Origin of the sequence: Komagataeibacter xylinus (assembly GCF_004302915.1) — a bacterium.
Taxonomy (GTDB): Bacteria; Pseudomonadota; Alphaproteobacteria; order Acetobacterales; family Acetobacteraceae; genus Komagataeibacter; species Komagataeibacter xylinus_C.
The window spans coordinates 1-12,078 of the sequence record NZ_QQBI01000053.1 but is presented as its reverse complement, the minus strand read 5'-3'; the positions used below and the strand labels follow the sequence as shown (position 1 = coordinate 12,078).

Here is a 12,078-nt window from a genome sequence, read left to right as displayed (position 1 = left end):
CCATGCACCTGAAAAACATTCTTGGCCAGGTCGAGGCCAATCGTCGAAATCGTTCCCATAGGTGGCTCCATGCGTTGTAGACGGTGACGATTTCATCCTCGCACATTTCGTGCGGGGGCCGTCCACAACATCACCTCTGACGAGACCGTACCAGGTTCCGGCAGCAGCTACGGAGGCGACATAGACCCATATCGGAAGCTGGCCGCAATCCGGATGTTTGTCAGCCCAGAGGAATGCCATGAGTGTGAGGACGGCGGGTGCGGTGACAGTTTCATCAACGGTTTCGGGCCGCTTACCAATGCGGAGCAGCCAACGGACGATCCTGCCGGTTTTTCCTTTGGAAAAGTGATAATCTTTATCGCCGTTGTCTTTATTTCGGTCGTTTTTTATTTGGTTCGACATCGTTTTTTTTATCTACATGATTTTCGGTTTCTTTAATGGCGGCATACAGGCTCTTTACTGACGCCATTGCCGTGTCGTAGATGAAATGTTCGCCGTAAACCATGGATGCCTGAAACCGATCGAAGGAATCACGACATTCTGAATTCGTCATAAGATAAGCTAACGCCTGTTCGGTGCCTGCCTCTGGGTCTGCGCCATACGCAGGGAACCATTTCTTAAACTGCTCTGCGTCACTGACCATGATCTGTCTGGCAAGTGTCGAGACACGAGGCAGATCGAGATGGGGCAGGATGCAATGCAGGTCGTAGACGTGCCTGATCAGGAAGCGGTCATAAGCGTCTGTTTTCCGTCCTTCCAGATAACCTGCTGTCCGACGGGTCAGGGCCACGAATTTTTCGGCTGCGGTCTCATCCACGGAAATGCAGGTGATCTGCTGTATTTCCGGTTCGGCACCCGTTGCTTCGCTGACGAAAGACCGCACCGATCTGTCGACGGTCGGGAGTGCCGCAGGCGCGTATGTCAGTTCGACGAGAAGGTGCGGGCGCAGATCGACGTCTTCGGCCATGCTGCCCGCATAGCGCAGTTCGGCACGGATATAGTGGTTTTCGTTTTTGGCGGAAATGACGGGTTCGGGAAAACCGAGGTCCATCGCGATTTTACTGATGATGTCCTTCAGCGTGCTCAGAATCTTCCGGACCGCACTCTTGCTCGACGGCAGCGGCGTTATGGCGACCTTCAAATCCACGTCTTCGGACATCCGGGCAACCAGCCGATGGGCGCGAGCTAGGCATGTGCCGCCAGCAAAAACCGGACTTATTCCTTGAGGAAGGTCCGCATGCTGAAGTGCTGCCAGCACCTCTACAACGCGATAGTCCTTTTCCACGAGAGCTGCGGATGACAGGTCAAGCGCATCGGCAACTTCGGCGAGCAGATCAGGCGTAAGGCTTTTCAAACCGCGCCTCAAGATTTCGATAGCGCAGCTTCCGGTTGAACCGGCTCTGGACTTCGAAGACCGGATTGGCCTGAACCTGTGTCGTGCGCCCGTTATTGTACTGTCGGACCGTATCGGACTCCCGCCAGTCGACCTTTAGTTTGCTGAGAGTCTGACGCACGGCTCCATCGAAGCCGCCGCGGACGGCAAGCATCGGCCGGCCAGTCAGGCCGTTCGTTTTTACGCGGGCATAGACCCCGTAGCCCAGACGCGCGATCTCGCCTTCGACAATGAGCTGTCGAAGGGCTCTTTTGACACTGTCATATTCGCCGAGATCGGCGAAGTCACGCGGCACGAAGACGTCGCCGCGCGCGCGGCGAATGCGTGTCTTCAGCCGCTCTTTCAGCGTTCTGGTGCGACGTAGCTGGATCATGATGACCTTAATGGACCTCCCTGATGGTCCTGCACAGTAACAGAAACAGGACATTCCGATCCACAAAAATAGGACCTCCTGTTGTTTGTCGGGACCACCGGGGAGGGAGTGTTTTCAGCCGTTCAGCGCGTCTTTCAGGGCCTTGGCGGGCGTAAATGCCAGCTTGCGGGAGGCTGCGATCTTGATCTTGTCGCCGGTCGCCGGATTGCGTCCCTCGCGGGCCGGCACGGCCTTCACCTTGAACTTGCCAAAATCGGGCAGCGAGATCTCCTCGCCCTTTTGGGCGGCAGCGGTCATCGCTTCCACGAGGGCGTCGAGCACCTTGCGGGTATCGGTCTTGCTGGCGTCGGTCGTCTCGGCGATCTGGTCGACCAGTTCTGAAATCTTCATGCGCAATGCCTTCTGTACGAATGGTTCAGGCGTGAGCCTCACAGAACCGTTACGGGGAGATTGTGGCGGCTTCAAGCCCGGCGTTCTCCTGTGGGCGGGGACGGGAAGGGAGAGGGCTGTTTTGGGCCGGGTGGTTCTGGCGCGGGAGAGAGAGGCGTGCCGGGACCGTTCCTCCTTCCCTCCCGGAGACCACCGTTATGGATTGCCCTGTTACACCCACTCCCGACCTGCGCGGCTTTGCCGCCGCGGGGTTGCTTTTGTCCCACCTCGAACGCGGGGAGACGCTCGACGCCAGCCGACTGCGCCGAGCCATGCAAACCGCCTTCAACGCGGCTGACGCAACGGGCGCATGGGACTGGAAGATGGCCTATGACGCCGCCGAGGCCGCGTCCGTGCTGTTCCTGCGCCGCTACGGTCCGGCCCTGATGACCAAAGCATCCGACGACACAGATTTGCTGGCCCGTATCGCGCGTCTGGCGTCTCTTCTCCCCTCGCAGACGCGTCGCTCGGACGACAGCCAGACCTGGCAACAGTTCTCGACACCATTACCGTTGGCGTTCTGCCTTGCTCGTGCGGCTGATATCGGGCGCGGCAATCATGTGCTGGAGCCCTCGGCAGGGACCGGTCTTCTGGCCGTCTTCGCCGAACTGGCGGGCGCGGTCCTGACTCTCAATGAATACGCACCGGGCCGTTCCGATCTGCTGACGGCCCTGTTTCCCACGGCCCGGTCTTTCCGGCATGACGCTGCCCAGATCCACGACTATCTGCCCGAGAGCGTTCAGCCGGATGTCGTCATCATGAACCCGCCCTTTTCGGCGACGGTGCATGTGGCGGGGCGGGCGCCTGACACGACGTTCCGGCATATCGCCTCCGCACTCGACCGGCTGAAGCCCGGTGGGCGGCTTGTCGCCCTGACCGGTACGTCCTTCTGCCCCGACAACCCGCGATGGACCGATGGCTTTACCACTCTGCAGGCCAAGGCACGTCTGGTGTTTTCGGCCGGTGTCGCGGGGGATCTGTACCGGCAACATGGAACGGGTGTTAAAACGCGGGTCCTGGTGTTCGACCGCATACCCGCTTCCGAGCCCTCGCATTTTGTCGCGGCCCGTGGCACCGCTCCCGATTTTCCGACGCTGCTGGGCTGGATCATCGGTGATCTGCCGTCCTGTCAGCCACAGGCGCACCAGTCGTCGGCAGTGTCACGCTCTGCTGCTCTCACCTCGCCTCGCACGGTGGGGGGCTATCTCGGGCGCAAGGCTGCCGTCGCATCCCGCCAAAGGACGGTCTCGGAAATGCAGGGTGCGGCCCTGTCCTACGAGATCCTGCCGCCGGACGGAGACGGAACCGTGACGACACGTCTGTCTGACGCGCTCTATGAGGATTATCGCCTCCAGAGTATCGCAATTCCCGGCGCTCGGCCGCATCCCACCAAACTGGTGCAGTCGGCCGCCATGGCGTCGGTGCGCCCGCCCGGGCCTTGCCACAAGCCAACCCTCCCTGACCCTGTCATCCGTGACGGCCTGCTCTCTGACGCGCAGCTGGAATCCGTCATCTATGCCGGCGAGGCCCATGATCGCTATCTGGCAGGCCGATGGAAAGCCGATCAGACATGGGATGTCCTCACTCGTGTCGGTGAGGACGACCCCGACGGCGTCCGCTTCCGTCGCGGTTGGTTCCTTGGCGACGGCACCGGCACCGGAAAGGGGCGGCAGGTCGCGGGCATCATCCTCGATAACTGGCTGCAGGGTCGCAGGCGGGCCGTCTGGGTGTCGAAGTCCGACAAACTTCTCGAAGACGCGCAGCGCGACTGGTCGGCGCTGGGGATGGAACGGCTGCTGGTCACGCCCCAGTCACGCTTTCCGCAGGGTAACGCCATCCGTCTGACCGAGGGTATTCTGTTCACGACCTATGCGACGCTCCGGACGGAAGAACGCGGCGCGAAAGCCTCCCGCGTCCAGCAGATCGTCGAGTGGCTGGGCGCTGATTTCGACGGGGTCATCATCTTCGATGAAGCGCATTCCATGCAGAACGCCGCCGGCGGTAAGGGAGAACGGGGCGATCAGGAACCCGTGTGACGACATCGCTGCGCCAGACCCGTGACGGCGCGCAGGGGTTTTCGTGGCTGATCGCCTGGCAGGAACGGCGTGGAGAACTAGACCTGATCCTGCCCCAATGGCTCTGCGATGCCATCGGTCGCCGGGGTGTCCTCACGCTTGACCCCCGCTACTTCACCCTGACCGGCGGGTTCGAGCGCTGGCTGTATCTCCTCGTTCGCCGACATGCCGGTCGGCAGTCCGATGGCTGGGCGTTCGATCTACCCCATCTCTACCGCAAGTCAGCATCCCGTTCTCCCTATCCCCGGTTTGTCTTCGAAATCCACCGCCTGGTCGCGGCAGACACCCTGCCGGGCTACCGCCTGCGTCTGGAGACCGACGCCAGCAATGTGCCGGTACTCCGCTTCTTCCCTGATCCCAGCAAAGAAACTTATCCACAAGGTCCTGTGTATAACCATGTGGAGGACTCCTGATGCCCATCGACCTATCAGGAATCGGATTCTCGACCTATCAGGAATGGGAAATCCATCTAACAAGCTGTAATAAAAGGAGAAATTATGGCTCTCTAAAAGTACTAAATATTATAACCATTCTGTACTTGTACACCGCGCCTGAGCGCGCACGTGAGTCTTCGACTATCATAAAAACTGGTGATTCTGGCCCGACATTTGCCGACAGTTCTGCGCTCTGCCGTATGGTGGCAGGCAGACATGGCGGTATGGAACAGGGGGTATCGCCATGACCCCCCTTTGCGGCGATTGCCGGCTCCTGATGCCTGATCACGGGCCTTTTGATCTGATCATCTCTGATCCGCCCTATGGCGAGACATCACTGGCGTGGGACAGGCATGTACGCGGATGGTCGCCTTTAGCGGCAAAGGCATTGAAGCCTCATGGCTCGCTCTGGGTCTTCGGCTCCCTGCGCAGTTTTATGGCTACCGCACCGGACTTCCGGGCGGCAGGGCTGCGACACGCTCAGGAGATCGTCTGGGAAAAGCAGAATGGCAGTATTTTTCATGCCGATCGTTTTCGTCGCGTGCATGAATTGCTGGTGCAGTTCTATCCGGTCAGCGCCCGCCGCCAGCCCGCCTCCTTCTCATACTTCAAAGGATCACTGACATGGCGCAGATTGGACTCTTTACGCGCACGGCTGAAGGTTTTTCAGGACGCCTGCGCACACTTGCGCTGGATGCCGAACTGATTCTGGCGCGCGTTGAGACACCTGACGGCGGCAACGCACCGGATTATCGCATCTATCTCGGTGACAGTACCGAAGGACCAGAAGTCGGCGCGGGCTGGACACGCACTGGCGAACGGGCAGGCGAATACATCGTCGTGGTGCTCGACGACCCCTCTCTGGCACAGGGCCGGCGCGCGAGCCTGTTCCAGGCGGGCCGGGGTGGACGGATCTGGCAGCTTGTCTGGAACCGCCCGCAGAAACGTCAGGGAGCACGCGAATGATGCGCCTGATTGCAGGAGCGCGACAGGGTGGCCGCAATGCTAGCACGCCGACCAGGTGCAGTCTCGTCCGCGTGTGCTGCACAGGGCTGGCGGCTTCGCAGGTGGCTCTGATGCATCCTGCCAGCGCGCAGGACATCGAGGGAATGATCGATCAGGCGGCAGCGCGTGTCGCCCTGCCGCCCGAATGGATCCGCGCGGTGATGCATGTCGAAAGCCGCCGTGACACCCATGCCATCTCCGCCAAAGGGGCAATGGGCCTCATGCAGATCATGCCCGCGACATGGCAGGAGTTGCGGCGCGATCTCGCTCTTGGAACCGATCCTTTTGATCCGCGGGACAACATTCTTGCCGGTGCCAGCTATCTCCGCCTGCTGCATGACCGCTATGGGGATGCGGGGTTTCTGGCGGCCTATAATGCAGGACCGGGCCGTTATGAGGCCCATCTTGCAACGGGCCAGCCTCTCCCACACGAGACCCGGGATTACGTCGCCTCTGTCACACACCTGCTCGACCGGCGCACGTTTCCTGCGGACGGTCTGCACGAAACCGGCGTATCCGTTGCGCGCGACCAGCCTAACGAGACGCTGTTTGCCGGACATTTCCCGCACACGCCCCAGGCATCGGTCGGTACGTCCGAAGCGCTGTTCGTGCCCGTCTCTTTGGAGCAGGCACCATGATAGGGCGCGCACCGATGCCGATGGCGCGGGGAGCCGAGAAGTCGGGGGAACGGCGGTTGCGCTGGGGATCGGGTCTTTGGGGCCTAATGCAAGATAAAAGCCGCAAGGTGCGGAATGGTTGGGGAGGGCAGTTTTTCTGGGTTTTTCACAAGGTCATTTTCCCATCCCAAGGTGTCCGATGGCGTGATTGGCTTGTTTTCAATGTGTTAGCGCAAGGTCGCGATCTTCATGGCCCGTGATGACGATTTCCGGGTCCGGCCGGGCCGCATCCGCCTGCCCCGTGTCCGCGAGGGGCGGTCCTTCATCGGCCGCGTGCTGGCCGCGACCAACCGGGCGGGTGGCATGGGCCGTCCTGGCTCGGGGCGTGCCGGAAAGGGACCGTCCACTTTCGGGGGGGGCAGGGGAGCGGCAACCCGTGCCAATCGTCTCCTGTCCAGGCGCACCCGGCTTGCCCTCGTCAAGGCGCGGGTGGTCCGGCATGGCGCACGGGCGACCCTGCGTGCCCATCTCTCCTATCTCCAGCGCGAAGGTGTCACGAAGGACGGGGAGAAGGCCCGGCTGTTCGGGGCCGAGCGCGACCATGTGCCCGCGCGCGAATTCGCCGAGCGGTGTCAGGATGACCGACATCATTTCCGCTTCATCGTGGGACCAGAGGATGCAACTGAGATGGCGGACCTGAAAACCTTCACGCGGGAACTGATGACGCAGGCCGAACAGGATCTCGGCACGAAGCTGGACTGGGTTGCCGTGTCGCATTGGAACACCGACAATCCGCATATCCACATCATCGTGCGGGGCAAGGACCAGGACGGCGAGGATCTGGTCATATCCAGGGATTACATCCGCGAGGGATTGCGTGCTCGCGCCCAGAACCTGGTGACGCTTGAACTCGGGCCGCGCACCGACCAGGAAATACACCGCAACGTTGAACGCCAGGTCGAGGCAGAACGCTGGACCCAACTGGACCGTCAGTTGCAGCAGGACGCGAACCAGCACGGTATCATCGACATGGCGCCGTCGCCTGACCGGCAGCCAGACGCGTTCGCGGTCATGAAGGTCGGACGGCTGCGGCGACTGGAACGGATGGGCCTTGCCCATGAGGTCGGGGTCGGACAATGGCGGCTGGAGGAAACGGCGGAAGTCACCTTGCGCGAGATGGGGCAGCGCAATGACATCATCAAACGCATCCACCGTGGTCTGAGTGAACAGGGGATCGAACGGCCCTCGTCGTCATGGGTGCTGGCCGGGGAAGACCCGGCCGAGCCGGTGATCGGACGTCTGGTCGCGCGCGGTCTGGATGATGAATTGAAGGGGAGTGCCTATGCGGTGATCGACGGCGTGGACGGGCGCACGCACCATGTCCAACTGCCATCACTGGAAGCGGCCGGAGACGTGCCGCACGGTGGGCTGGTTGAACTGCGGACCTATCAGGATGCGAAGGGGCAGCGACGGGCGACACTTGCGGTGCGGTCCGATCTGCCGATCGGAGAGCAGGTGCTGGCGCGGGGCGCGACATGGCTGGACCGCCAGCTTGTCGCTCGCGAACCGGTGGCGCTGGGAGAGGGTGGTTTCGGCGCGGAAGTGCGTGACGCGCTACGCCAGCGCAGCGCTCATCTGGTCGAGCAGGGGATCGCACAGCAGGACGGAGCGCGCGTGCGCTATCCGCGTGGCATGGTCGCCTCCATGCGGGCGCTGGAGATGCGGGACGTGGCCGGGCGTCTGGCGCGCGAAACCGGCCAGCCCATCCAGAGTGCTGAGGCCGGCGAGTACGTCACTGGAACCTACCGACAGCGGCTGACCCTCGCTTCGGGGCGCTTTGCTATGATTGATGGCGGCCTCGGGTTCCAGCTTGTTCCCTGGACGCCATCGCTGGAGAAACAGATCGGACGTCATGTCTCCGGCGTCGCACGGGAGGACGGGGGCGTGGACTGGTCGTTCGGCCGGAAGCGGGACATGGGGATCGGGCTTTGATCGCCCGCTTCGCTGGCCAACTTAGTATGGTAACGTCAGCATACCGGGCATCGGGATGAAATTGGGGAGACGGCTGACCCGTGTCATCCACGCCATTAACGCGGGGAAAGGCCTTACGTCCACACTGCCCTCGTGCGCAACCGAGAGGTAAGGAAAGACTGCACAGTCGGCGATTGTAGGATGGCTTGATGCCAGCCACTCTCGGCTTTCCAGATGTTTGTTGAGGATTGGAAGAATCTTGGTGCTCCAGTGAAGGGCGGCCTCCATGTCGAGATCGACACCGAACTTCCTGATCAGACGTGCGGCATTCGGCCCATTGCGGATCTCACAGGCTGCAACTGACAGCCACCCGACAATGTTCGCCTGAACGCGTCTGTCATCGGGCCACCATCGCTGGTCGGACAGACTGCAAGCCAGATAGACGAGAATGGCCTGAGAATCCCGGACGACCGTCTCGCCATCGACGAGAACCGGTACTTCCTGAAATGGATTCAGGTCCGTAAACAACGAGCTGTGTTGCTCATCTTTGGAAAAATCAACCGGCACAAGGTCAAGAGGAATGCCGGTAAGGGCTGCAAACAGGCGCACCTTGTAGCAATTGCCGAATACATCGAGATCATAGAGTTTCATGACTGAGTCTCCTGACGATGGACTGACACTTTGAGAATGAAATGATCCCGGAATCAGGAAACCAGACCGATCGGTCTTAATGGAAGAATAAAGATGAAAGCATCCTATGACGATATCGTGATTGCTGCGCGCGAACTCTTCCGGGAACGGGGATACACCGGCGCTTCGATGAACGACCTGGCCGAGCGGGTCGGTCTGAAGAAGTCCAGTCTTTATAATCGTCTTCCAAGTAAGGAATCGCTCGTCGTTGATGTTCTCGAATTGACCCTGAAGGAAACTTTTGAAGGGCTTCCCGATCCGGCAGTCGACTGGATGCACACTTATCGAGAACTGATCGACCGTATTGTCGCAGTCTTTAGCGAGCGTGGACGATGTGTAGGCTTCCACCTGGCTTTCGGAGTCCCGATTGACACGCCAGAGGCGAAGACGGCTGTCCGGGATTTCGTAATTGCATTGCGCGCCCGAATGGCGGAAATCCTCGAAAAGGGTGCGGTTGATGACCCTATGCGGGCAGCCACGGACGCCCTGACACGTTTGCAAGGGGCTACATTCTGGCTGGCGGCCCTCGACGAAATAGAACCGCTCAGACGGGAAGCGGTCGGTGTTCTGGCTTCTGTGGGGATATCAACGCAGGCCTGATGTCCGTCTGGGCAAAAGACCTCTGCGCGTCAGACAACGATTGTGCTATGAGTGACTCCATAGAACGTCATGGATAAACGGGGTCGTCATGTCCGAATACAAGATGCAGGAGCGGCAGCACTATGCATGGGCCAGCTTTGAGGCGGTCCGCGTTGCTGGCGAGCGGGCACGGGAAGCCCGGACAGCGAGCGGCGAGATCATGACCTATGTCCAGAAGGGATGGGTTGTGCGCGAATTTCCCGGCGGTCGGGTTGAACGTCTTGCACCGCTGGAAGAGTTCCGCGACGAAGATTTTCCCTATCCCGCGTGACACGATTACTGATTTACGCAGGACCGAACGGCTCCGGAAAAAGCAGTCTGCGGGTTGGCACGAGCGCTGACATTGAGCCGGTCGACATCGTCATTGACCCCGACCAGATAGCGCGGGGGATCAACCCAGGCAGCCCGCGCGATGCAGACAGGGAGGCCGGACGGCGAGCCATCGAGATATTCAACGCGTCGCTGGCCGCCGGGAAGTCGATTTCTCTCGAAACGACATTATCTGGCCGTTCCGTAATCCGTCGCATCACGGCGGCGCGGAACGCCGGATATCATATCGAGCTGAGATATATTGCTCTGGCGTCGGTCGAAATGAATGTTCAGCGCGTCAGGGCACGTGCTGCGGGTGGTGGACATTTCATTGAACCGGAAGCCATTCGCAGACGATATATTGGCAGTCTCGCCAATCTTCCGACTGTTATTGGCCTGTCTGACCGTGTTGTCATCTCCGATAATTCAGGCGTTATGCCGGAGCCTGTGCTTGAAATCGAGAATGGTCAGATTGTGCGTCGAGGTATGACTATGCCTGCATGGCTGGTCAGCACATGTCCGGACTTCTGCCGTTAGTGCGTTTTGTCGCCAAGACCAGACACGCTGTTGGAATGGGTTCTGGTAACGCTTGCGCCGACAATTTTACGCCTCTTTGCGCCGGGCCGCGCAGGTAGGGCGGAAAACATTGAATCCAGTTAAGTGTCTTCGTTTCCTTTCTTCCATGGGTTTCTATGGAGGAAAGCACTATGTCCGGATCACGGATTTTATGGGGGCAGGTGAGCGTCGTCCTGCTCATGATCATCCTGTCATGGTGGATGGCGACGCAATGGGTGGCGTGGAAACTGGGCTTTCAGCCCCAGCTTGGTCAGCCCTGATTCACGCTTGCGCATCATTGGCCTGTCTACTGGCCCCCCATGGTTTTCTGGTGGTGGTATGTCTACGACGCCTATGCCCCGGATATTTTTAATCAGGGCGGGTGGATCGCCGGTAGTGGCGGCGTACTGGCTGTTGTGGCAGCGGTCGCGCTTTCCATTCGTCGGGCTCGTGAGGTAAGACGGGCCGCAACCTATGGAAGCGCACGCTGGGCCAGCCGTGAGGAATTGCAGCAATCCGGATTGCTCGACGCGGAAATCTCACAGAAGGGTTGTACATCGGGTTTTCTTATAGCTTACGAAAATTTCTTTTGTGCAAAACAGACTTTTTCATAATCTAACCCGATGTACAACCCTTCTGTGAGATTTCCGCGTCGATACGGAGCCAAGGTGGAACACCTTGCTGCCCAGTGCGCCCGCCGACAGTGCACCCACCGTTTCGCGGTTATGCGGGCCGATATTGTTGTTGGCCATGTGGGAAATCAGATCTTCCTCACGATGCGCCACAACCGATTCATAGGTCGGCTGGTCGCCCAGTTCGGATACCGGGTCGGAATGACCGCCGATACGCGGGCGCGCCATGGGGTCGATCCCCGCCGTCTGGGATGGTGTGGCGGTGTGGCCTTCCGTCGGCGTCCAGCCGCCGCGTACATGCCCGCCCGATCCGGTGACCTCCAGCGGGTGTCCGCCATGGGCTGCGGTGCCACCCATCTGGGCGCGGTGCTGGATGATCTGCTGGCGCATGGCCTGCAGGCTTTTCTGGAGTGCCATCTGCTGCTGTTGCAGCTGCTCCATCTGGCGTTCCATGATATCCAGCGATTCTGGATCTTCATCAGCCCAGACGGGCAGGGGGGCCAGAACGGAACACACCAGCAGCATGTGCGACAGACGCACATGCCGGGTTATGGAAAAGGACGGAATCCGCATGTATTGCCAGGGGGCCCCAAATCAGGTTTCACAGAATATATGTCAAAACATTTCCAGATAAAGGGGTAAATGATAATTTCTTTTAAGATCGCCCCGCCAACTTTCTTGTGCTGCTTATCAGGTGGATAATGTAACAGCACAGGGCTGCATTATGCATGACGGTGTGCCGTCATGGCGTGAATGGTATCATGCCAGAACAGTTTTCGGGCGTAGAGGGGACGTTGCCATTGTCCATCGGGCTAAAACCTACGCGCTGCTGCTGCCCATTGCGGATGGTCCGGTCGCCGCCGTGTTTATGGATAACCCTTATACCAACCATTGTTTGGCCTGACTCACGGGGTACCCATCGGTTTAAAAATGTGATTCATAGGATGCAGACCATT

Annotated in this window: 15 protein-coding genes and 1 pseudogene; 10 read left to right on the top strand and 6 right to left on the bottom strand. The window is 59.9% G+C overall.

All coding sequences use genetic code 11. The features are described from left to right. The 4 genes from DV027_RS17790 to DV027_RS16130 all read right to left on the bottom strand — a co-directional run. The coding region (locus tag DV027_RS17790) for a hypothetical protein (RefSeq protein WP_207303527.1) at nucleotides 1-402 on the bottom strand (402 nt) is incomplete at its 3' end. Further along, nucleotides 371-1,354, bottom strand: coding sequence for a nucleotidyl transferase AbiEii/AbiGii toxin family protein (locus tag DV027_RS16135; RefSeq protein ID WP_165399226.1), 984 nt, complete (start codon nucleotides 1,352-1,354; stop codon nucleotides 371-373). The genes DV027_RS16135 and DV027_RS17790, both read right to left, overlap by 32 nt. Then, a complete protein-coding gene (locus DV027_RS17680; protein WP_034928088.1) occupies nucleotides 1,335-1,766 on the bottom strand; it encodes a DUF6088 family protein in 432 nt (143 codons plus the stop codon). The genes DV027_RS16135 and DV027_RS17680 overlap by 20 nt, the downstream gene beginning before the upstream one ends. Nucleotides 1,767-1,880: 114 nt before the next feature. Further along, nucleotides 1,881-2,162, bottom strand: coding sequence for an HU family DNA-binding protein (locus DV027_RS16130; protein ID WP_264996583.1), 282 nt, complete (start codon nucleotides 2,160-2,162; stop codon nucleotides 1,881-1,883). A gap of 191 nt (nucleotides 2,163-2,353) precedes the next feature. On the opposite strand from DV027_RS16130, the gene DV027_RS16125 reads away from it, so the two are divergent. From DV027_RS16125 to DV027_RS16100, 6 genes are all read left to right on the top strand, one after another. Next, nucleotides 2,354-4,231 carry a strawberry notch-like NTP hydrolase domain-containing protein gene (locus tag DV027_RS16125; protein ID WP_242621974.1) on the top strand — a complete coding sequence of 626 codons (1,878 nt, stop codon included), beginning with the start codon at nucleotides 2,354-2,356 and terminating at the stop codon, nucleotides 4,229-4,231. Then, a complete protein-coding gene (locus DV027_RS16120) occupies nucleotides 4,228-4,683 on the top strand; it encodes a replication initiator protein A (RefSeq protein ID WP_242621973.1) in 456 nt (151 codons plus the stop codon). Before DV027_RS16125 ends, DV027_RS16120 begins: the two co-directional genes overlap by 4 nt. A gap of 265 nt (nucleotides 4,684-4,948) precedes the next feature. Further along, nucleotides 4,949-5,410, top strand: a complete 462-nt coding sequence (locus DV027_RS16115; RefSeq protein WP_235721138.1) for a DNA methyltransferase — start codon at nucleotides 4,949-4,951, stop codon at nucleotides 5,408-5,410. Next, nucleotides 5,329-5,670: a DUF736 domain-containing protein gene (locus DV027_RS16110; protein WP_130732882.1), complete on the top strand. Its 342-nt coding sequence runs from the start codon at nucleotides 5,329-5,331 to the stop codon at nucleotides 5,668-5,670. The genes DV027_RS16115 and DV027_RS16110 overlap by 82 nt, the downstream gene beginning before the upstream one ends. A 110-nt stretch (nucleotides 5,671-5,780) precedes the next feature. Continuing rightward, nucleotides 5,781-6,347 (top strand): lytic transglycosylase domain-containing protein, encoded by a 567-nt coding sequence (locus DV027_RS16105; RefSeq protein WP_242621972.1) that lies wholly within the window; start codon nucleotides 5,781-5,783, stop codon nucleotides 6,345-6,347. A 228-nt stretch (nucleotides 6,348-6,575) separates the two neighbouring features. Beyond that, the gene (locus DV027_RS16100) at nucleotides 6,576-8,318 is read left to right on the top strand and encodes a relaxase/mobilization nuclease domain-containing protein (protein WP_130732880.1); all 1,743 of its coding nucleotides are present in this window, start codon (nucleotides 6,576-6,578) and stop codon (nucleotides 8,316-8,318) included. A 21-nt stretch (nucleotides 8,319-8,339) separates the two neighbouring features. Here the strand turns inward: DV027_RS16100 and DV027_RS16095 are convergent, their stop codons facing one another. Further along, on the bottom strand, nucleotides 8,340-8,948 hold the full coding sequence (locus tag DV027_RS16095) for a glutathione S-transferase family protein (protein WP_130732879.1): 609 nt from the start codon (nucleotides 8,946-8,948) through the stop codon (nucleotides 8,340-8,342). Nucleotides 8,949-9,041: 93 nt separating this feature from the next. Between DV027_RS16095 and DV027_RS16090 the strand changes: the two genes are divergently transcribed. The 4 genes and pseudogenes from DV027_RS16090 to DV027_RS17960 all read left to right on the top strand — a co-directional run. Further along, nucleotides 9,042-9,587 (top strand): TetR/AcrR family transcriptional regulator, encoded by a 546-nt coding sequence (locus DV027_RS16090; protein WP_014106942.1) that lies wholly within the window; start codon nucleotides 9,042-9,044, stop codon nucleotides 9,585-9,587. 88 nt (nucleotides 9,588-9,675) lie between these two features. Beyond that, nucleotides 9,676-9,897 carry a hypothetical protein gene (locus DV027_RS16085; RefSeq protein WP_010512019.1) on the top strand — a complete coding sequence of 74 codons (222 nt, stop codon included), beginning with the start codon at nucleotides 9,676-9,678 and terminating at the stop codon, nucleotides 9,895-9,897. Then, nucleotides 9,894-10,472 carry an ATPase gene (locus DV027_RS16080; RefSeq protein WP_014106943.1) on the top strand — a complete coding sequence of 193 codons (579 nt, stop codon included), beginning with the start codon at nucleotides 9,894-9,896 and terminating at the stop codon, nucleotides 10,470-10,472. Before DV027_RS16085 ends, DV027_RS16080 begins: the two co-directional genes overlap by 4 nt. 170 nt (nucleotides 10,473-10,642) lie before the next feature. After that, nucleotides 10,643-11,017: pseudogene (locus tag DV027_RS17960) on the top strand (conjugal transfer protein TraG); the annotation flags it as partial. Between the two features lie 81 nt (nucleotides 11,018-11,098). On the opposite strand, the gene DV027_RS16065 reads toward DV027_RS17960, so the two are convergent. Then, nucleotides 11,099-11,695, bottom strand: coding sequence for a hypothetical protein (locus DV027_RS16065; protein ID WP_242621971.1), 597 nt, complete (start codon nucleotides 11,693-11,695; stop codon nucleotides 11,099-11,101). Nucleotides 11,696-12,078 lie beyond the last annotated feature (383 nt).